At 32.6% G+C, this 23046-nt stretch carries 18 protein-coding genes; 2 read left to right on the forward strand and 16 right to left on the reverse strand.

The features are described from left to right. Positions 1–12: 12 nt before the first annotated feature. The 9 genes from BLP68_RS22380 to BLP68_RS09955 form a co-directional block, all read right to left on the reverse strand. Complete coding sequence (locus tag BLP68_RS22380) at positions 13–573, reverse strand: RNA polymerase sigma factor (protein WP_334292591.1); 561 nt, start codon at positions 571–573, stop codon at positions 13–15. A gap of 361 nt (positions 574–934) precedes the next feature. After that, on the reverse strand, positions 935–1192 hold the full coding sequence (locus BLP68_RS09920; RefSeq protein ID WP_091543031.1) for a spore coat protein: 258 nt from the start codon (positions 1190–1192) through the stop codon (positions 935–937). A gap of 13 nt (positions 1193–1205) precedes the next feature. Continuing rightward, on the reverse strand, positions 1206–1391 hold the full coding sequence (locus tag BLP68_RS09925) for a hypothetical protein (RefSeq protein ID WP_091543033.1): 186 nt from the start codon (positions 1389–1391) through the stop codon (positions 1206–1208). Positions 1392–1448: 57 nt separating this feature from the next. Then, positions 1449–2825 (reverse strand): ABC transporter permease, encoded by a 1377-nt coding sequence (locus BLP68_RS09930; RefSeq protein ID WP_091543034.1) that lies wholly within the window; start codon positions 2823–2825, stop codon positions 1449–1451. Between the two features lie 5 nt (positions 2826–2830). After that, entirely contained in the window at positions 2831–4108 is a 1278-nt protein-coding gene (locus BLP68_RS09935; protein WP_091543036.1) for an efflux RND transporter periplasmic adaptor subunit, read from the reverse strand. 22 nt (positions 4109–4130) lie between these two features. Continuing rightward, positions 4131–5027 carry a carbohydrate ABC transporter permease gene (locus tag BLP68_RS09940; RefSeq protein ID WP_091543037.1) on the reverse strand — a complete coding sequence of 299 codons (897 nt, stop codon included), beginning with the start codon at positions 5025–5027 and terminating at the stop codon, positions 4131–4133. 21 nt (positions 5028–5048) lie between these two features. Further along, the gene (locus BLP68_RS09945) at positions 5049–5912 is read right to left on the reverse strand and encodes a carbohydrate ABC transporter permease (protein ID WP_091543039.1); all 864 of its coding nucleotides are present in this window, start codon (positions 5910–5912) and stop codon (positions 5049–5051) included. 19 nt (positions 5913–5931) lie between these two features. Next, positions 5932–9267: an extracellular solute-binding protein gene (locus BLP68_RS09950; protein WP_091543040.1), complete on the reverse strand. Its 3336-nt coding sequence runs from the start codon at positions 9265–9267 to the stop codon at positions 5932–5934. After that, positions 9264–9653, reverse strand: a complete 390-nt coding sequence (locus tag BLP68_RS09955; RefSeq protein ID WP_207647909.1) for a BlaI/MecI/CopY family transcriptional regulator — start codon at positions 9651–9653, stop codon at positions 9264–9266. The genes BLP68_RS09950 and BLP68_RS09955 overlap by 4 nt, the downstream gene beginning before the upstream one ends. Before the next feature lie 234 nt (positions 9654–9887). Between BLP68_RS09955 and BLP68_RS09960 the strand changes: the two genes are divergently transcribed. Together BLP68_RS09960 and BLP68_RS09965 are read left to right on the forward strand one after the other, a co-directional pair. Then, positions 9888–10670 carry an ABC transporter ATP-binding protein gene (locus BLP68_RS09960; RefSeq protein WP_091543043.1) on the forward strand — a complete coding sequence of 261 codons (783 nt, stop codon included), beginning with the start codon at positions 9888–9890 and terminating at the stop codon, positions 10668–10670. Further along, a complete protein-coding gene (locus BLP68_RS09965) occupies positions 10660–11484 on the forward strand; it encodes an ABC transporter permease (RefSeq protein ID WP_091543045.1) in 825 nt (274 codons plus the stop codon). The genes BLP68_RS09960 and BLP68_RS09965 overlap by 11 nt, the downstream gene beginning before the upstream one ends. Positions 11485–11540: 56 nt before the next feature. Here the strand turns inward: BLP68_RS09965 and BLP68_RS09970 are convergent, their stop codons facing one another. From BLP68_RS09970 to argB, 7 genes are all read right to left on the reverse strand, one after another. Then, positions 11541–12434, reverse strand: a complete 894-nt coding sequence (locus tag BLP68_RS09970; protein ID WP_176758961.1) for a DUF2268 domain-containing putative Zn-dependent protease — start codon at positions 12432–12434, stop codon at positions 11541–11543. Positions 12435–12476: 42 nt separating this feature from the next. Next, positions 12477–14516 carry a sensor histidine kinase gene (locus BLP68_RS09975; protein ID WP_091543049.1) on the reverse strand — a complete coding sequence of 680 codons (2040 nt, stop codon included), beginning with the start codon at positions 14514–14516 and terminating at the stop codon, positions 12477–12479. Positions 14517–14687: 171 nt separating this feature from the next. Beyond that, complete coding sequence (locus tag BLP68_RS09980) at positions 14688–16418, reverse strand: S-layer homology domain-containing protein (protein WP_242876955.1); 1731 nt, start codon at positions 16416–16418, stop codon at positions 14688–14690. Between the two features lie 274 nt (positions 16419–16692). After that, positions 16693–19872 carry a carbamoyl-phosphate synthase (glutamine-hydrolyzing) large subunit gene (gene carB, locus BLP68_RS09985; RefSeq protein ID WP_091543051.1) on the reverse strand — a complete coding sequence of 1060 codons (3180 nt, stop codon included), beginning with the start codon at positions 19870–19872 and terminating at the stop codon, positions 16693–16695. A gap of 11 nt (positions 19873–19883) precedes the next feature. Continuing rightward, on the reverse strand, positions 19884–20966 hold the full coding sequence (gene carA / locus BLP68_RS09990; protein WP_091543052.1) for a glutamine-hydrolyzing carbamoyl-phosphate synthase small subunit: 1083 nt from the start codon (positions 20964–20966) through the stop codon (positions 19884–19886). After that, positions 20966–22165: an aspartate aminotransferase family protein gene (locus BLP68_RS09995; protein ID WP_091543055.1), complete on the reverse strand. Its 1200-nt coding sequence runs from the start codon at positions 22163–22165 to the stop codon at positions 20966–20968. The genes carA and BLP68_RS09995 overlap by 1 nt, the downstream gene beginning before the upstream one ends. A gap of 12 nt (positions 22166–22177) precedes the next feature. Continuing rightward, positions 22178–23032: an acetylglutamate kinase gene (argB, locus tag BLP68_RS10000; protein ID WP_091543056.1), complete on the reverse strand. Its 855-nt coding sequence runs from the start codon at positions 23030–23032 to the stop codon at positions 22178–22180. Positions 23033–23046: the final 14 nt, after the last annotated feature.

Genomic DNA, 23046 nt, shown 5'->3' on the forward strand with positions numbered 1-23046 from the left:
TTAACCCTCCTTTTAAATAATTGATTTCTCTTTTTCTGAAGCCAATATTTTCTTTTTTAAAATCAGTTTTGCCCTCGATAACCTAGATTTAACGGTTCCAAGACTAACCTCAAGACATTGACTAATTTCTTCATAGGAGAGCTCTAAATAATAGTATAAAAAGATAACCTCTCTATAATGATACTTTAACTGGTTAATTTGTTCCAAAAGTTCTAAATTTAATTCTTTTCTAATAACGATGTCTTCCTGAAGCTCCTCTGTAAAATCTCCAAAGGTGATAATATTTTCGTATTCATCTGTTAGTACTTCATTCTTTCTTGCCTTATACTTATCTCTAGCAATATTTAATGCAATGGTACTTATCCAGCTACCAAACTTGTCATGCTCCTTTAATGTATCGATTTTCCTATATGCATTAATAAATGCCTCTTGAACAGTGTCTTTAGCATCCTGTTCATTTTTTAATATGTAGTAGGCAATTTTATAGACTTTTTTATTGTATGTTTCAAATAGTATTTTAAAAAAATTTTCATCTCTTTTGTTTATATTTGTAGATAGATTTAAAATAACTATTCCCTCCCTGCATAACTACTGGTTATCAATTGCTTTACTTAGCTTACAATTCTATAAAAAGCATTTAAATCCTTTATATTTTTTATTAACTTATAGTAGCAATTAAGTTGCTTTTTAATCCTCATTTTTAACTATTCTTTCTGCATATTTGTATTGACTATATAGGCAACTGTTGTCATGGCTATGATCATAAGTAGTAAAATTATGTAGAATCGTTTAAACATCCTTCTCATATATAATCACCTGCTATGTTATTATTTTCAAATTAAAAAACATTTTGTCAAAAATAATTTTCGACAAAATGTTTTATATTCCTTTAATATTGAAAATATATAAAACTAAATACTAGAAATAGCTTGTTCTATGGCATATTAGGTGTCATAAACTGACTTTTCACCTGTTGAATTTCATTTTGCTGTGCTGGATGAGCCGACTTATAGTATCCTTTTTGCTCTGCCATTTTATATAGATCATATTGACTTTGCTCATCTCTGTTTCTAATTTGAATTAATTCCTGTCTTAATTGCATATTACTTGCTTGTGAAATTACATTAGCATATCCAGTTAAGCTACTGTTGATCATAGATAATACGTCATTTACCATATCCTTTTCCTGCATCATATTACCTCCTTTATCCTAAAAAAGATATTAGTCTTTGTTTTGTATTTTTTGCTTCTTGTGCCCCTTGTTGAAAGTATTGCTTAACTTGTGGATCGGTACACTGCTGTGCATAGGCTTCCAATTTGTTGGCAGCTGTTTCATGGGATCCAATTAAGTGCCGAAGGTTTTGTAATTCAAGTTCGTTTAATTGTGTCATAATATAACTCCTTTCATAGTTTAGTACAATAACTATTATGTTTTATATAGTTTAAATTTATTCAGATTTTAAATCTTTTTTTATACTTATTGGAGTTTCCAGAAGGGTGAAATACAAAAAACTAAAAACATAAAAAATTAACACTGCCTTTATATCAATCACAAAAGGAAGAGCTGACATAACCATAATTATCTTTGATAGTAAAAGTACTGCCAGATATGATAAACTACAAAACAAATATCCTTTATCTATTTGTAGATGAGTATGCTTAAAAAAGTAAAAGCTTATGTATAATAATAAACCTCCAAGGGAAAATCCACAGATGAATATTAATGAAATAAGGAGCTCAGAAAAATATGGTATACATTGAAATAGTGTCTTAGAAGTAACAGCCTCAAATAAGTTATTCTTAAATATATCTTTATAATACATAACATAATTATTATTTACTACTGGTACATAAAAATCCAATTTTATCATTTTAAATATTATATATACAGAGGAAGCCCAAAATATAAATTCCATTACTAAATAGATAAGCGTCTTTTTACTGGATTTCATAGCTTCTAAAAAATATTCTGACAACCAGCCTTTTGTTATAATTTTTAATATTTCCTTTATTACTTTAATTTCTCTTTCTATAAGATAATATAGGATAAAAACACCCAACATAAATACAATTATAAGATTTAATTGAGAAATTCTTTTTTCAAAGCTTCTATAATCTACTATTCTATAATTTGCCGGTGATTTGCCCATATCCTCCAATGCCTTAATGACAGTGTTTGTACCTTCACCGGTATTTTCTTCATTGGAGATTGATACATGTAAGTAGGGAATTTTAATATTTTCATCAAATGAAAATGCAGTATGTAAAGGAATATATATATCGGGCTCTTTGCTTTTTAATAAATTAGATAAAAGCGTATTTTTTCTTTTATTTACTCCAACAATTGTAAAGCTGTTATCCATCAAATCTATATTCATGCCAATGATATCTGTGCTCTTAAATAACCTTAATGCTGTCTCTTCTTCTATTACTAAAACCATATCCTTGTTTTTCTCCTGCTTTTCTGTTAAAAAGCTTCCTTTTATAATATTAATATCAGCAAAACTCTGATAGAAAGGACTTACAGCCAAAGCCTTGACAGATATGCTATTTGAGTGATTTTTAATATTTACATCATAGGGAAGGGCAAATAAAACAAGATTTTCCTTCAGCTTATTCTTTAACTCCAAAGCTTCTCCTTCAGTTAAACCATATGTACTACTTTTTATTGAATTGTACTTTATCTCAACGGAAATTCTGTTAAAGCCAAATGTACTCAATAACGTTTCAGTATTTTTACTTATTCCATGTAGAAAACAAATACTAAGGAGCAAAGTAAAAACCCCACAAACAAATAGGTATTTAAATGTTTTTATACTATTCATTTTCCTCACTTCCTTTGCTGAGGCCGTACTCTGCTGCCGTCATGTATTGCTTCTTTAGAATCATATACTATGTTGGTTCTATTATCCAGGCCTTCTAGTATTACAGTATTTCGATTATCACTATCCCCTACACTTATATATTGTTTTTCAGCATAGTACTCCTTACCTAATGCACCTTCTCGTTCTTTTAATAAAAAAACAAAATATCCACCATTATCTCTTCCAAGGGCGGTATTAGGTATAAGGGTGTTGAAGTTTTTTGATTTTTTAATGATACGATAATCTAGCTTTTCACCGCCTAAGAAATCTGTTTCATCTAAATCAGCTGTAAGCTCTTTATAATTATCCTTTATGTTGATTTTTTTAACAGGTATATCAATAAGCTTATTTTCTGATCTCAGATTAACTAATATGTAATCTCCAACTGAGATAAAATTATTACTGTCTATATTAAGGGAAGCAGAAAAAATAAAGCCCTTTTCTAAATGAACTATTAAACATATGGGCTTATTTTCAAGTGCTAATTCACCATTTTGGGAATTTATTTCCTTAACAATACCATCACATGGAGATATAATTATTTCTTCCTCCTTAAGCTCAGCTACTTTAAACTGCTGCATTTGTATATCATAGCGTAGGAATTCAATTTCCTTTATCCTTCCTTCTTGAGATACTTGCTGGCTATTTTTTTCTATTTCAAGCTGGGTCTTTTTTTGCTGGTAGTCTTTTTGGGCTATTTCAAAATTATACTGGGCTTCTTTAACATTTTCACCTGTTTCGGCCCCTGCCTCTAATAATTTAAGCTTTTTATCTAAATCATCCTGAAGTTTATTCACTCTTTCTAAAGCCTTTTCTGCTTCCAGCTCCAGAATTTCCACCTGAGTACTTTTTGTTTCCGAAAGTAGTTTTTCTAAATTTGCTTCTAATTTCTTTAAGTATATTTCCTCTTCAAACAGCTTATTATCTGAAGCCTGACTGTAAAGAACTGCAATAATTTCTCCCTTTTCTACCTTATCCCCTGCTTCAACCTTAATTTCCTTTACTCTTTTCGTTGATTCAGGATATATGCTGAGAACTTCATTTGGAACAATAGTGCCGGTACCTGCTGTTTCATATGTTAATATGCCAGAATGAGGTCTTGATACGGTTACCATGGGAAGAAGCATGTTTTGAATAGTTTTTGAAAAAAAAGTAATAATTAGCATGGTACTAAAGAAAACAATAATAGCCTTTCCAAATACTTTTTTTCTTTGCATATCATTTATTTCTTCATAATTCTTCATAATAAACCTCCACATATAAACTTTATTGCTTTATCCCTGAATTCAGCTGTATTCCCTCAACAAGATAACATTCCCAATAGAAGAATATGAATAAGGCCGGCAGCATATATATGGTTGACGCTGCGAAGGCATAGTGGAAATCATTTTTTCCAATTATAGATAGATAGGTGGATAAAGGTCTTTTTAAAGCATCATCTATAAACAATAAAGGTTGTTCCACCATATTCCAATAGTCTATAAATTGAAGTATTATAAGGGAAGCAATTGCTGGCTTTAACATGGGGAGTACTATGTAAAAGAATATTTCAAAATACCCTGCACCATCAATCTGGGCAGCCTCAATGCATTCTTTGGGAATATAGTTCATGAACTGCTTCATTAGAAACACTCCAAAGGGCGCAAAAATGGCAGGCAAAATCAATGCCCTGTATGTATTCATAATACCTAATCTGTCCACCATCAGATAATTAGGGACAAGTGTGACCTGAAAGGGCATCATCATTGCAATAATATAGATATAAAAGATTTTATTGCTTCCTTTAAAGTATATTTTACTAAAGGCATAGGCAGCTGTTAATGCAATAATCACCTGACCAGCAATAATAGCTGCGATAATACCTACAGAATTCCAAAACATTTTTAAGAAAAGAAATTGACGCAAAAGTACATTTTTATATTGCTCAAGAGTAAACATATCTGGAATAAGCTTCATGGTCATAAACTGGTTATTATCTTGTATACTCTGTGAAGAAGCAAAAACAGGATAGTGATGTGTAATTTCTTCTACCCCCATAAATGAGTTTATTATAATAGCAAGTATTGGAGATATAAAAAGTAATGATATAGAAGCCAAAAGTATGTAAGTAATAACCTTTTTCTTATATTTAATAGTCAGTACTTTTTTAAGTATAAGGGGCATAAGACACCTCCTTTTAGCTTGTTATATATTGAAGCTGCTGTACTGATTTTCCCACCTCAGCAAAGCATATATTAAAAACCCTAAGATTCCAGCTACTACATAAGCTGCTGCACTCAATTTTTGATAATCCAGTGAAACAAATACATTATTCATATAATGCTGCATTGTATATATACTTTCGTGGGGATATGGGCCTGCCAGAAGATATACTTCTCTAAAGATTTTAAAGGAATTTATTATGGATATAACGATAACAAAAAAAGATACGGGAGCAAGATATGGCAGTGTAATGTAAATAAGTTTACTTATAGACCCAGCCCCCTCCATTTCTGCTGCTTCATAATATTCCTTAGGTATTTTTAAAAGACCTCCTAAAAAAATCACCATACAATAGCCGATATTCTTCCATGCGTAAAGGAGAACCATGACTATTCTTGCTTTATCAGAATTTAACCAATCTACAACATTAAAACCCAGTGAAATAAGCAAAGCATTTAATGTCCCCTGACTATGGAAGAGAATGTCCCATATAAGCACTACTGATGCTGTTGGAATAACCATTGGAGCTATAAATACAGCTCTGAAGATATTTCTGCCATGTATTTTTTGATTTAACAATATTGCAAGAAGCAATCCTAGAAACATGGTGAGGGGCACAGCCAATAGGATAAAACATGCCGTATTGGCTAATGCCATAAGAAATAATTCATTGGATAATATGTTTATGTAATTTTCCAGTCCTACAAAGCTTCCTCCTATAGAACGATCCATCAAGGAATACCTTCCACATTCAAAAAAGGGAATGATATAAAACAATAGAAATCCTAATAAGCTTGGAAACAAAAATACAAATAATGTCCATTTTCTGGTTAAATTCATCTTCATTGGTTGCCTGCCCCTTTTTTTATTCTTTAAAATACATTTCCACCTTTCTCTGTATAGCTTCAGCCGTTTCTTCAGGAGATTGCAGACCATTAAAGAATCTTCTAACTTCTTCATCTATAATGAGATCAACCTGCATATCATTCATATTGGTATGATTTAATTTAGTCGAAATTCCATTCAATTTCTCCATATTATCAATCAACTGATTTTTAATTTCCTCTGGTGATGTAACCTGATAGCTATAAAGAATTCCATATTTATTAATCATATCCTCTACATCTGCAAATCTATCTTGAATTTTGATTTCCCTTGCTTTTTTATTTACCGGTATATCAAATTTCTTTTGATAGCATTGAATCTCTTCTGAAATAAGAAATTTAATAAACTCCCATGCTTCTTCTTTATGTTCCGTTTGGCTATTAATCCCATACATTTCGCCTGAAGCAAAATTATGAGTAGTACTGTTTAAGGTTGGATATCTAAAAAAACTAACTTCGTCTGCATTCATTCGCCCATTATTGATAAATATGGAAAAATCATTTATAGAAGATGGAAGAAAAACGACTCCTCCCATATTAATATCACCTTCCGAAGTATCGGGATTCACAAATGACTCTTGTGACATGTTTTTGCACATTTTTAGTAAATCAATAAATTCTTCTGATGCAAAATAAGCCTTTCCAGTTTCATAGTCAACAAAGCTTTTATCTAAAGAACCATATATATATTTAAACAAGTTTTCAGGTACGATGGTGGGCATTCCATAGATGTCATTTGTACCATCTCCATCTAAATCCTTTGTTACTTTATTGGCTATGTCTAAAAAGTCCTGCCATGACCAGCCTTTATCATTGACTTCTACTGATTGCTCCTTTAAAAATCCTGTGTTTGTTAATAAAGCCGGATAAGAGAAGCCTAATGGCATAACATACAGTTTATCTTTATATTCTAAAGCATCAAATATGTTTGTATAATAATGACTTTTATCAAAGGAGTCATCCTCTTCCATAAGCGCCTTTAGGTCTAGTAGTAAATTTTTGTCTGCATACCTCCTGTAGGGAATACTGTCTATTAATAGAATATCCGGACCCTTTCCAGTTAACATCTGTGCATTTATTTTTTGTACAAAATCATTTGCTTTTCGAGCACTTTCTTCAGAGGCCTTTAATGATTCTTCATAGGTCATATCCGATGTTAGCCATGAAAAAGCATTATGATTATCTATATTTATTACAATATCAGGGTGTTCATTTTCAAATTTATTTATGGCATATTCCAATGTGGAGGATAAATATCTTACTGAAATTGTTAGCTCCTTTATACCGTCTTCGATATGAATTTTTTTTGAACTTACTCTATATAAAGAGCTTATACTATCCTTCCTATTGTTAATATATAAGTAGATATGGCCATCATTATTAACAGTAAAATCTCGAAGGAAGAATTCATATATATTCTTCTGACTTAGTAGAGAATCCATATTAATTATCTTGTATAAACCCTGACTCTCCAGATCAAATTTTGAAATATTGCTACTGTTTAATTCTGCTAAATATATAGATTTATCCTGTTTTGAATAAACCGCATTATGTATATAGGAAAGGTTTTTATCATCTTGGTATTCCCAAAAAATTTCATCCTTTAAAGGATTTTGTTTTGTAATATAAACCTTATCTTTGTAAACTATGGTATATAAATTATCTTCCTCATCAAGTTCCATAAAAGCGTAACCATCTAATTTAAGGGTTTTCATATGCTTACCTTCCGTATCAATTACTTGAATGGTTGCCTGTTGTGCTTGTGGTATTAATAAATATATGTTTCCCTTTGAATCTGCCTTCATATCCCACTGAAATATTCCATTCTCTTCTGATATGTTTATATCCTTAAGCTCCAAATCAAATTCTCTTATTTTTCTGCCCTCTATATTATGAACATAGATTTTTGCTTCTGTATTTGAAACAAATGAGTATATGTAATCATTAGCATCAATGGCGAAAAGCTGTACAGGAAAGTCCTGGGGCAAGCCTTCAATATTAATATCCTTTTTATTTCCTTCATCATCAATAGTCATAAATTGGCGTTTTTCCATATCATATGTAAGTAGCTGTTCATTTGATAAAGGCTTTATCTTACTAATTCCTCCAAGTTTAATATCTTTACCAATTTCCTCAGCTTCATATTTAATTTTTATAACCTCCTGCGGTGTTTGCTTTGCGTTGGTCAATAGAAAAACAGCTAAACTTGAAAATATGACAATCCCAAGTATAGACCATAGAAGATAGTTCTTTTTAAAGTTCACGATGTTTTTCACCCTTTCAAATATAAATTTTTTACGATTTATCATTCCTACAGCACCGCACATGCCGTTATCTCCTGAAAATATATGAAGCATTTTTAGCATTGCATTTCCGTATTTTATGTACTCGTTAGGCTCAATATATGATAATACCTGTTCATCACAGGCCTTTTCAGCGTCCTGATGGATAATATTGAAGACCAACCATATCAGTGGATTAAACCAATGAAGTATTTGAAGGATAATTAAAATCCATCGGACTATTATATCCTTTCGTTTGTAATGGGCCAGCTCATGCATAAAAACAAATTTTAATTCATCTTCTGTCAATATCTGAACATAATCTGGTGAAAGTATTATTTTAGGGTGCATAATTCCCATTAATGAAGGTGTTTTAATCCTTGAGTCCATTACTAATGGTATTTTTTTCTTGACTTTCATTTTTGATTTACAGCCTTCATAAACTTCTATTATACTTCTGTCTTTGCATTGGGGCAGTTTTTTTATTTTTATACTATAGGATACCTGCAGCCAAAGAATATATACTGCCCCAAGACATACACCCAATAGCCATATTTTTGCTGCAATATCACGTGCTTTAAATCTGCTTATATTAGAATCATAAGTATACTGAGAAAAAGTATATCTGCTTTGATTTGGCTGTAAATTGAAGGTGTATTCATTTTTATTTACAAAATCTTGTTTTTCATCGTCTATCAAGGAAGAATCTGTGCTTATGTCTTTTTGCTCTGAGGGCTTCTCTTCAAATTGACTATTATTAGAATTGATATAGTTGAAACTCATATTGTTTATTACAGGGGATTGTATTTCTTCTGTTTTATGATTATTACTGGAAAAGAAATTATAAATACTAATAGAGCTTTCAGGATAATAGGGTATTATTAATCTAATTATCAAAATCAGCCACATTAAATAATGCCATTTAGCATTGATTTTATTTTTAAATATTTTTTTTGCAATAAGAATTACTATAGCAGCAACTGATCCATAAAATGACATTTTTAAAATTGTATAAAATACATTTAATAGGGTCACTTTTTGTCACCTCTATCCTGGCATTCATCCAGAATCTTTTTAAGCTGATTTATTTCCTCTTTTGATAGGTTTTCATTTTTTAGAAAGTTAGACATTAATAATTGAAGCGATCCGTTATATACCTTTTCCAAAAATGACTTTGTCTCTTCTTTTTTACAAAATTCTTCTTCAATTAATGGGTAATAAACATATGGATTTTCCTCTGTAATCCCCAGTACTTTTTTTTGCACAAGTCTACGAATTAACGTATGAATCGTCTTTCTATTCCAATCTGTTTTTACTATCAGTTCATCAATAATTTCTGCCGCAGTAACAGGGTGTTCTTTCCATACAACCTCCATTACCTTCCATTCTGCATCTGATATTTTAGATATGTTTTCATTCATTAGTCCCTTCTCCTTCATAAATTATATATTATGGTATTACAAATGTACTCTACTGCCATATTACATTTGTAGTCCCTTGATGTCAAGTGTTTTTTCCAGGTAGGTAGAAGTATTTACTTTAATAGCATAACTGATAGCGATAGAGCTTGTTAGTATGCACATTTTTCTTTACCTTTCCATAGTATATACCATATAGTTAATATCCAAGTTTTTTATGAAGAAAGGAGGCCACCTATGAAGGAGGAAAGATTCGTTGATATTAAAGAAATTTCAATGATTTATCATACTCTTTCAGGAGAGACTAAAGCCATAGATAAACTATCTTTTGATGTGAAGAAGGGTGAAATTGTAGCGATAGTAGGACCCAGTGGTTGTGGGAAATCTACTATTTTATCAATTATTGCAGGATTAATTATGCCTACTTCTGGTACAGTATTTATAGATGGTAAAAGGGTTGAGGGAACTAATAAAAAAGTTGGTTACATGTTCCAAAGTGACCACTTGTTCCAGTGGAGAAATATTTTAGCTAATGTATTAATTGGATTGGAAATTCAAGATAAATTAAATGAAGAAAGTATTGCTAAGGTATCAAAGCTTCTTGATACTTACGGATTAGGAGATTTTAAAATGCATTATCCATATCAACTCTCTGGTGGGATGCGTCAAAGGGTTGCTCTTATTAGAACACTTGCTACAGAGCCCGACTTATTATTATTGGATGAGCCTTTTTCTGCATTGGATTATCAAAGTAGATTAGTTGTTAGTGATGATATTACAAATATAATTAAGCAGGAGAAAAAGACAGCAATTATGGTTACCCATGACATAGCAGAAGCTATATCAATGGCAGATAGAGTAATTGTTCTTTCAAATCGTCCCGCCATCATTAAAAGTATCTATGATATTCAACTTACATGTGCTGATGGAATAGCTACTCCCCTGAAATGTCGTGAAGCTCCAGAATTTAGATATTATTTCAATAAGATCTGGAAGGAGCTGGATGTATATGTTAAGTAAAAAAATTGATAATAATTCCAATTTCTCTGAGAATCATATCAATTATTTAAACTCTGTATATCGTCAACGTTTGAGGATAAGACTCTCTCAAGTTGGATTGTTGGTTGGGTTTTTACTACTATGGGAAATAGCTGCCAGTTTTAGATGGATAGATCCTTTTTTCATAAGTAAGCCCTCATCAATTTTTCGATTGATTGTTAATCTGGCAAAGGATGGATCAATTTTTAAGCACACTGCTATTTCTGTTTTCGAGGCTATTATGGGTTTCGTCATAGGTACTATTTTAGGCACTATTATTGCAATTTTGCTTTGGTGGTCAGATTTTTTCGCCAAGGTATTTGATCCATACTTAGTAGTATTAAATGCTCTTCCTAAAATTGCTTTAGGTCCAATTATAATAATCTGGGCAGGAACTGGTATGAGGGGTATTATTGTTACAGCCTTGGCAATTTCATTAGTGGTTACCATTTTATCAACCTATAGTGGTTTTAAAGAGGTAGATCAGGAAAAGGTTAAAATGTTGCAAACATTTGGAGCAACAAAATTTCAAATATTACAGAAGGTTATACTACCTGCTAGCGTTCCTAACATGATTAACACAATGAAAATCAACATTGGAATGACTTGGGTAGGGGTAATTGTAGGAGAATTCCTTGTGTCAAAGGCTGGATTAGGCTATTTGATTGTTTATGGAGGGCAAGTCTTTAGATTGGATATTGTAATGGCTGGTGTGATAATACTTGCTACTGCTACTGCTATTATGTATCAAATCATTGTTAGAATCGAAGACCGTTTTCTGAAATGGAAGCAATAAAAAAAAACACTTTAGGTGTTTTTTTTATTGAGTTAGTTATTTAATTATTAACAATGTTACCTATTTAAATACTCTACATAACCGCTCTCAACAAATATTTCATGCTCATCCATATGGGTCCACTCTTCAATTGATAAATGAGGATGTCTTTGAATAAAGCTATTTACAATATTATACCCTATAATGTATCTACAATTTGGTAGCATTTCATCTAATGAGGATAGTTTATCACATATAGTAGTTGTGTTTTGACACAAATAATCTTCTATTATTTCCCACATTTCCTTCTCTTGCTCTATACAAATACTTCCCGATATCTTATATCCAATCGATAATTTGGCAAAGGCTTCTGCTTTTCCCTCAAATACTAAGAATCCCAAGAGATCATTTGGGGGATGCCTATTCTCCATTGCAACTATGTGATTATACTCATGGGCTATTATTGCTTGAATTGCTGATTCTGTCCATTTGGTAGATGGATAAATATATATGTCCCCATTATGAATATATCCACTTGCCTTAGTTATATATCTATTATGAGGCATTACAAAAATATTTATATCCGGTCCTGGTAGTATTTCTGCTGATTTAATCAAAGTCGATTGTAGTATATCCTCCACATTATAGTTTTCTAATTCATGCAACTGCTTTTCTAGTTCTGCAATGTTATAAATTACATTATGATGATATTTTATAGTTGGGACACCAAAGTCAAAAACTCTATTTATAAAAATTTCACTATAGAGTTTTTGTAATGATTTAGGATTAGGGTTCGATAGTTTTTTAGCTTCTTCTACATAACAATATAGACCTTCATAGGCAGAAATAATTTTGAAATTTTGCTCTGAATGGGAAAATTCAGTAATAGATATATCTGTAGGGGCTGTATTTCTACATCCCATAATAATGAGGAGTAATGCTATTAAAACAACGATTTTGAACGTTTTCACATTAAACCCTCCCATTAACCATATTCAACTATGCTTTTATTGCTATGCTCCTAATGAATATATATCTGAAAACTCCACCTTTACCTTATCAATACTTCTATCAAAATTATACTCTTCTATAATAATGCTTTTATCTGTTCTGCATTTTATCGGCAGCTCAACTATAAATTCAGTTCCTTTATCTAATACACTATCAACCCTTATGGTTCCTTCATGTAATTCAATCAAAGACTTAACAATAGACAATCCAATACCACTTCCTTCATGATTTCTAGTCAAGGATTTGTCAATTTGAGTAAAACGATCAAAAATTACATCTAGCTTATCCTTAGGAATCCCGATTCCAGTGTCCTTCACTACAATTTGAAGATTTTTACCATTATCATTAACAAAAACGCATATTTCATCTCCAGGTTCTGTAAATTTAACAGCGTTGGATAATAGATTTAATATAATTCTTTCAATTGCATTAGGATCAATGGTCATAATTCTTTGTTCTACCTCCGATTGAAATCTTATATTGATGGACTTATTTTTTACATGCTCTGCTACCGAAAGTGTTATATTGCGTATAATTGCTATAATATCAATGTTATGCAGCTCCAGTTGAAAATAATCAGCATCAATTTTTGTTATATCAATAAGATTATCAACTAATCTAGTTATTCTATTACAGTTTTGTTTTAATATTTTAAGCTTTTTATTTAATTTATTATTAGGTGTACTCATGTTATCATCTAACTCTAATAATTGTATTGTGCTATAAATTAAATTTATCGGAGTTTTCATTTCATGGGATAAATTTGCAAAAAATTCAGTTTTTATTTTATCATGTTCAATTGCATTTTCTATTTGCTTCTCCAAATTTTTAGTCCTTTTCCGTTCACTAATATCCCTGACAACGCTCAAAATTAGTCCTTCATCTAGTTCAAATACAGACATAGCTGCTATCTCAATATCAACAAATTGTTTATCTGTTCTAATTAATCTCTGTTCACCTCGAGAAGTGATTGAATTGCTAACTGAAACCTCCTCTATATTAGCTTTAAAGCTTTGATGAAAACCATCATCAATAAAATCATATATATTCTTATCAATAATTTCGTCGGGGTTTTTTAATCCTAATAGGTCAGCTCCTTTGGGATTTGTATAGAAAAATTTATTAGCATCATGAATAAAAACTGCATCAGGTAATAATGCTATTAATTTTTGGTATTTATTTTTACTATTTTTTAAATTATTTTCCGATTGTTTTCTTATAAACACCTCTTTTTCCAACTCATCGTTTGTCTGACTTAATTTATCGATTAATTCCTTATTGGTTTCTATGAAGGATTTGTTAAAGCTAGTATTAATAACTGCATTATAGATTAAATATATTGAAGCAAGCTGTAATAAGTGAGCTAGTATATCATAACCATTTGATGCATTATTGGACAATAAATAAAATACTTCTGAAAAAATAGCAGCGTACAAGGCCATTCCAATATATGTATAAAAATATTCTTTGTGGAGCTTTTTTGACTTGAATAATAACATAATACTGATTACTAGTAATGCTATAATTATCAAAGATGTTCCACCAATAAAATAAGTATTTTCAATGACTATATTGATTATCCTTGGGTCAAATATTAGGGTAGCAAACAGAAAAAAAGCAATACTATAGATAACTGTAATGAAATGATATCTTCGTTTATTATTTAATATTGCCAGCATTGACAAAAGACCGATAGCATATAAAGCTCTTTTTATTATAAGTAAATAACTAGAGTGGATTTGAATTTCACTTGTAAAAATATTTAGTCCTTCATGGGTAATTATATTTAATATCTGAAATCCTATTATAGAAGCAGTGGTAATTCCTAAAAAAGCAACGTGATCTTCTGTTGATTTACTATACGAATTAATAACTGTTAAGAAAATCATCAAACAAATTACTATGGAAAGAAGCTCGATAACAAAATAATACATATTGTAGTTTTTCATGCTTAGTATCATGGCAAAGGGTACAATAAGAAAAAAGGTTATCATTTTTCTATATATACTTTCATCTTTATTTTGAAGAAGATTCCATTGCATTAAATTCTATCCCCCTATTATTTAACACCGGGTACTAAGGTACTGTTTTCATATCATTGCTTAAAATCCAGCACCCTTACGTATTAAATACGTTGTGTAGGCTGGATTTCCACGTGTGTTGAATCTATTTTATCTATCGTTAGCAATCTCAATTATTCATATATACTCCTGTTATTTTATTCTCTCTAGTACTGTATTCCATACGTCCAAATATATGTTTTTATCCTCAGGTTCAGAGTAATCAGGAATATTTCCAAGTCTCCAAAAGGATAATCCTTGAATACCGAAAAGCTTTGCAATTTTAATTTTTGCAGTTATGCTTCTTGAGTCTTCATACCAAACAATATTAGTAGTTTCATCTACATCATTAAAAAATTCTACATATGGGCTTTCAAGTGTATAGGAATACTTGATATTAACATCATCTAAGAGCCTTTTCTGTATCATTTCATAGGTGGGTCTATATGCATACTCATTAATAACCTTTCCATCCTTCAATTTCCATTGTACCGAATCAAATGATAATTGTATATATATTTTATTTATGTCCTCTACACCTGTTTCTTTATCTGTAATTTCCTTCAAAGCATAGTATATATCAAGGATAGGTGTTAGGGGTGTTGTCGTATATCCCCTATCCATTTCTTCATAGGTTAGCTTTGTAGCGTTATAATCATGTGCCATTAGAATTATTTTATCGGCTATTTTTCCTATGGTCCGATAATCATAACCGTCAAAGTATGGTTCTCCAGGCTTTCTTTTAGGATGCAAAGCAACGTATAGCTTTTGGTTATACTGGTTAAGCTCTTTTCTTAATTCCTGTAAAAACAAATTGAAGCTTTGACTTAATTCTTCTCGCCTCATCTCTTCAAAATCAATCACAATGCCATCGAAGTATATGCTATTTCCTAGATATTCAATAGGCTGAATAACTTCTAAAATCATTTCTATAGCCTGACTACGGGTTTCTGCATCCTTTAGCATATATTCAATAAATCCTATTTTAGCATCCTCTACAATAATAGTACTATTATCTGCAAAAATCATCAGCTGTGTAGAAGTTTCCTTTTCCTTTGAATAATTTACTAATTCTTCATAACCTTCAGGAAATGCAAAGACATTATTATTCTTTCTTGTTGTATTTAAAATAATATTATTAGCTACATCATCATATTCAAATCTACTCCAACCAAAGCTGACTGAGTTTAGATCTTCAATCATATACCTTTGTGAATAGGACTGTATGGCGTAAAATCCGTGCAGTTCAGTTATTGGTTGATTTAGCTTTCTATACATACGCATCATCATGGCGGCAGCATGCTCCCGTAACGCTGTTGCCTTTGGATCAAATAAATTGTTACCGACACCACCAACTATCCCTAATTCCTTAGCAATAGCTATATAACCATGATTATCATCTACATCTAAAAATGGTCTTTCGTAAGCATTTAGTTGTTTTGCTAGGCTATCATACCCTAGTGCTCGAACAATCATAATAGCCATTTCTTCTCTAGTTATTGGATCTTCTGGTCTGAAGTTAGCATCGTCATTATGTATAATGCTATGCTGTAGGGCTGTTTCAATTGGCCCAAAGTACCATGCATTAATATTCATGTTATCATCAAAGCTACCCTCCTCAGGCACATGGGTTTCTAAGCCCATTAACTTAATAAGGAAGGTTACAAATTCATTTCTTTTTATTGGTTTCCCTATACCAAATTCATTATTTCCAATGCCTTCAGTTATATCTAATCGCCTAAGCTCATGTACATCCTCATATGCCCAATGATTGTTAGAAACATCATTGAAACGAAGTGCTTCCTCTTCAGCAAAAACCGTTATTACTGTGGAGAAAATTAAAATTATCAATAAAAAGCATAAAAATCTATTATTATTTCTCAACTATGATGCCTCCTTAATGGCAAGATTTTCGTATAACAAAGTATTCTATATAAAATTATTTAATCCTTTTTTAAAATCTAATATTTGTTTTAAATAATATTTAATATTTTGTTATTTAATAAGATAGAATATCTCCTTTCCTGGGAAATATATTTACTCCAACAACGCAAATCAAATGTTTGAAAACAAGGTTTAACTACATTAAAATTGTTTAACCCCTTAGATTTTTATAAACCGAATATCTAAGGGGTAGATAAATAAACAATCTATTCTTTTAGTAAATTCTCTTGACTTGATACTTATATTTCTTTGAAAAGCTAATTGTTTCAATAAATTTGACCGCTGTATCTAGTGAAGTGAAGCAAGGTATTTGATAATCGATAGAGCTCCTTCTAAGCTGAAACCCAAATCTTTCAACGGTTTTACCTTTAGTAGGAGTATTAATCATCATAACTATTTCCTTTGATCTCATAGACTCTAAAGCTTCATCTATAGAGTTGATTGTTCTTTTAACTGTAATTCCCTGCTCCTCCATAAATATGCCGGTTTCTTTTGTTGCAATTATTTCGAATCCTAGTTGAATTATTTTTTCAGCAATGCCTATAGATTCCTGTTTATCTCGAGATGCAATGGAAAAGAACACCTCTCCTTTTTTAGGAATATTCAACCCGACTCCTTCAAATGCCTTTAGCATAGCTTCTTCATAGGTATCTCCAACTCCCATAACTTCTCCAGTAGACTTCATTTCAGGACTAAGAGAAATATCTACATCTGTCAGTTTCTCCAAACAAAACACTGGAGCTTTTACTATTACATATGCTGGAGGTTGGGCTACTCCTGTTGAGTATCCTAATTCCTTCAAAGTTCTTCCAGTCATAATGGCGGTTGCCAGCGAAATCATTGGCACCTTCGTAACCTTAGAAACTATTGGTACTGTACGAGATGCTCTAGGATTTGCTTCTAGCACCATTACAGCATTATCTTTGACCACATACTGTATATTTATTAAACCTTTAACCTTTAAAGCCTTTGATATTTTTAAAGTATAGTCTATAATATCCTTCATAACCTTCTCATTAACATTTTGTACTGGATATACACTCATACTGTCGCCCGAATGTACCCCCGCCCGTTCAATATGTTCCATTACCGCAGGTATAAATACATCTTCACCATCACTAATACCATCAATCTCCACTTCCTTGCCCTGAACATATTGATCTATGAGGATAGGATATTCATTGTTCTCTTCCCATAATTCCTTTGCATAGTGTATTAGTTCATCTTTACTCCAAACAATTTCCATTGATTGACCTCCAATTACATAGGAGGGCCTAACCACCAACGGGAATCCTAAAGTATCTGCAGCTTCATTCACTTCCAACATATTAACTGCACCCACTCCTTTAGTTTGTGGTATATCCAATTCCGAAAGCAAATTTGAGAATCTTTTTCTGTCCTCTGCAATATCAATTGAATCTGGAGAAGTTCCTAATATTTTTATGCCTGCTCTATGGAGGGCTCCTGTTAGATTAATTGCTGTCTGTCCTCCGTACTGAACAATTACACCCTCTACATCCTCCATTTCAGCTATATTTAATACATCTTCTGAAGTTAAAGGTTCAAAATAAAGCTTATCGGAAGTATCGAAGTCTGTACTTACAGTTTCTGGATTATTATTAATTATAAGTGTTTCTATCCCTAATTTTTTTAAAGCCCATGCCCCATGAACACAGCAATAATCAAACTCAATACCTTGACCAATCCGGATGGGTCCTGAGCCTAATATTATCACCTTCCTCTTAGGAGATAGGTCCACTTCGTTATCTGTTTCATAACTGGAATAGAAATATGGAGTTGTTGACTCAAACTCACCGGCACATGTATCAACTAGCTTATACACTGGATTGATATTCATACTCTGTCGCAAAGATCTAATTTCCTCGTTACTTTTTCCAATCAGCTTTCCAATGTGACCATCAGAAAATCCTAATTTTTTATATTCTTTTAAGGTTTCTTGATTTAATTTACGAGACAAAATCTCCTGCTCTTTTAGTACAATGTTATAGATTTTCGACAAAAACCAGAGGTCGATTGAGGTTATTTTATGAAGTTCTTTAGGAGTATTCCCTCTACGTAGGGCTTCAAATATGGCAAAAATCCTCTGATCATTGGGGAAGCTAAGCTTCTCCATAACTTCTTCATCATTTAACCTAGTTAGTGGATTTGATAATATGTCCCTTTGCTTGCCCTCCAAACTTCTAATTGCTTTTAGTAAAGCTGCCTCAAAATTTCTTTCAATTGCCATAACCTCTCCAGTTGCCTTCATTTGGGTACCCAGCTTTCTATCACCAGTATTAAACTTGTCAAAGGGCCACTGGGGTATTTTCACCACTACATAGTCCAAAGCGGGTTCAAAGCAAGCTGTAGTTTTTCCAGTTACAGGATTTTTAATTTCGTCAAGAGCTAGCCCTATTGCAATTTTTGCTGCAATTTTTGCTATAGCATATCCTGTTGCCTTTGAGGCTAAAGCACTGGAACGACTAACTCTAGGATTCACTTCAATCACCACATAATCTAAGCTGTTTGGACTTAAAGCAAATTGTATATTACAACCACCCTCAACCTTTAGTTCTCTAATAATATCAATAGATGCACTACGTAGCATCTGATATTCTGTATCTCTAAGGGTTTGAGAAGGAGCTACAACGATGCTATCACCGGTATGAACCCCTACAGGGTCGAAATTTTCCATGTTGCAAATAATAATGCAATTATCATTTTTATCCCTCATGACTTCATATTCTATTTCCTTCCAGTTGGCAACACTTTGTTCTATCAAAACCTGACCAATTCGACTAAGTCGTAGGCCTCTAGCTGTTATATCCATAAATTCATCTTCATTATTAGCAATTCCTCCCCCTGTACCCCCGAGGGTGTATGCTGGTCTTATTATCAATGGGAACCCTACAGATTTTGCAAAGGATTGAGCCTCCTCTAAAGTTTCTACAATAGTACTGGCAGGAATTGGCTGATGGATTTCCTCCATAGTTTGCTTAAATAATAGCCTATCTTCTGCCTTTTTAATTGTATCAACCGATGTGCCTAAAAGCTTAACATTATACTTATCTAATATTCCCTTTTCATATAGCTCCACTGCAAGATTAAGCCCCGTCTGGCCACCAAGGGTAGGTAGTATTCCATCGGGTTTTTCAATCTGAATAATCTTTTCTAATGCCTTAGCATTCAGTGGTTCGATATACACTCTATCTGCGATGTTTTCATCTGTCATTATGGTGGCAGGATTACTATTTACAAGGACAACTTCTATTCCTTCCTCTTTAATGGATTTACATGCCTGAGTTCCTGAATAATCGAACTCTGCTGCCTGACCAATTACTATAGGTCCCGAACCAATGACAAGTACTTTACTTATTTTACTATCCTTTGGCATTGTCATTCCTCCTAAACTGCCTGTTTATCTCCCTTTACATTGTTTAAAAATTGATCAAATAGATATTTTGAATCCATAGGTCCTGGAGATGCCTCTGGATGGTACTGCACACTAAACACTGGTAGATATTTATGCTTTATTCCTTCAACTGTACCATCGTTAAGGTTACGATGGGTAACATTATATAGATTTTTATTTAAGGTATCTTCATCTATTGCATAGCCGTGATTTTGAGATGTAATATAAACTCTATTATTAATTAAATCCTTTACAGGATGGTTGGCTCCCCTATGTCCAAAAGGCAGCTTAAAGGTTTTAGCTCCTGCTGACATTCCCAATAGCTGATGTCCCATACATATACCAAATATGGGTAACTCATTTACTAGTTTTTGAATATTTTGGGCAACGGATATCAATCCTTCTGGATTGCCTGGACCGTTGGATAAGAAAAGCCCATCAGCCCTTATCTTTAAAATATCTTCAACACTTGTATTATACGGAAGCACTGTAATTTGACATCCATAGGATTGTAAAACACGAATAATGTTTAGCTTTACTCCAAAATCCATTAGGGCAATTTTGGGTCCATTCCCTGGTATAATATATGGATTTTTAGTAGATACCTCTGGAGTATAGCTTTTTTCAACTACATTACTTTCTAATAGGTTATTCAATAAATCCTTTTTATTCTCAAGGGATGTTGTAATAATACCTCTCTTAGTACCATGATCCCTTAGATGCTTAACCAGCATTCGTGTATCAACGCCTTCTATCCCCATAATATTATTTTGTTTCATATAATAATCCAATCCCATTTCACTCTTCCAGTTGCTGGGAGTAGTACAAGCTTCTCTGACTACTAATCCTTTGATTACGGGTTTCTGAGACTCTACATCATCATAGTTGAGTCCGTAGTTACCAATCATAGGATATGTCATTACCAATATTTGACCCTGATATGAATAGTCGGTAAATATCTCTTGATATCCAGTCATGGAGGTATTAAAAACAACCTCTCCTATTTGTTGATTCACACCTCCAAAAGCTTCCCCTTCGAATATACATCCATCTTCCAATAATAGATATGCCTTCATTAGTAGCCCTCCGTTTCCATAAAAATTCCATGAAGCACTTCACACAGCTGATCGATTTCTTTTTCTTCAATTATTAAGGGAGGCACAAATCTCAAAACATTTCCCGCTGTACAATTAATTATTATCCGCTGATTAAAAGCTTTTTGAACAAAGCTTCCACCTTCGATTTCTAATTCCAGCCCAAGCATCAGTCCCTTTCCCTTTACCTTCTTAATAAACTTAAATTTATCTACAAGCTCTAGTAATTTCTTCTCAAAGTACTCACCTGTAATTGCTGCTTTTTCCCACATTTTCTCCTTTATAATTACATTCATATTGGCAACTCCGGCAGCACAGGCTAATGGATTACCACCGAAGGTGGTGCCGTGATCCCCAGGCTGCCATGCCAAAGCTGCTTCATCTGTGGCTACAATAGCTCCAATAGATACTCCTCCAGCTAAAGCTTTAGCCAGTGTCATTATATCTGGCTCGACATTAAAATGCTCATATGCAAACAATTTTCCAGTCCTAGCAATTCCACATTGGATTTCATCAAATATCAATAATATATCATTCTCTACGCAAATATCCTTAACAGCCTTTACAAATTCAATAGAGGCAGGTGTAACGCCTCCTTCTCCTTGAATAGGCTCCATAATTATCCCACATGTATTTTGGCTAACGACCTTCTTTATCTCCTCAATATCATTAAAATCAACAAATTTTATACCACTTGGAAGAGGTCCATACCCTTCCTTATATTTCTCATTATCAGTGGCTGTAAGAGTTGTTAGAGTTCTGCCATGAAATGATCCCTTCATGGCAATTATTTCATTTTTGTGGGCTCCATATTTTTTAAATGCATATTTTCTTGCTAGTTTAATGGCTCCTTCATTGGCTTCTGCCCCAGAATTGCAGAAGAAAGCCTTATTCCCAAAGGAGTTTTCGACTAAAATTTTACCTAATTCAACCTGACTCTCAATCCAAAAATAATTAGATACATGTAAAAGCTTTTCAGCTTGGTCTTTTATAGCCTTCACTACAGCTGCTGGTGAATGACCTAGGTTATTACATGCAATTCCTCCTAAAAAATCTAGGTATTCATTGCCCTCTGAATCAATCAATAAACAGCCCTTTCCCTCTATGAATGTTACAGGTAATCTTTTATAAGTATTCATTAAATAGCTTTCACCATTTGTAATAAGTTCATTTATATTCATTCTTCAACCTCCCTACGTCGTAATCATGGTTCCTATACCATCGTCAGTAAATATTTCAAGTAAAATCGAGTGATATTTTCTGCCATCAATGATATGACATCTCTCTACACCCTTTGTTACAGCCCCCATGCAGCATTGTACCTTGGGTATCATTCCATCCTTTATAATTCCTTCATTAATGTATTTACTAACTTCTGTTGTTTTTATCTCAGAAATAAGAGTTTCTGGCTTCTTTGCATCCATTAATACTCCATCTACATCGGTAATTAGTACAAGCTTCTTTGCCCCTAAAGCAACTGCCAGCTGACCTGCTACTTCATCTGCATTAATATTGTAGCTTTCAGCATCAGTGCCTACACCTACAGGTGAAATAACTGGTACGTATCCTTCTTTAATAACGGTGTGAATTAAATCTGTATTGATGTGGGTGATTTCTCCCACCAAGCCCAGTTTTTCAGATTTTTGTGCTGCTTGAATTGTTTTTCCATCCTTGCCACTTATTCCAAGTGCCTTAACATCATTGTGATTTAACAATGATACAATTTCGCTGGATATCTTACCACATAAGACCATTTCAGTAAGCTCCATAGTTTCTTTATCAGTTACCCGTAGTCCATCAATGAACTCTGGCTTTTTCCCAAGGGATTTCATAATTTCGGTTATCTCTGGTCCTCCTCCATGTACTACAACTGGATTCATACCAACATATTTCATAAGTGCTATATCCTTTATAACTGCTTTTTTTAATGTATTATTAATCATTGCATGCCCGCCATATTTTATAACCACTATCTGATTATGAAACCTTTTAATGTATGCAAGACTCTCTACTAAAACATGAGCTTTTTGCTGTGGTGTTATTTCCATACCTTTATCCTCCA

Origin of the sequence: Alkaliphilus peptidifermentans DSM 18978, assembly GCF_900101495.1 — a bacterium.
Taxonomy (GTDB): Bacteria; Bacillota; Clostridia; order Peptostreptococcales; family Natronincolaceae; genus Alkaliphilus_C; species Alkaliphilus_C peptidifermentans.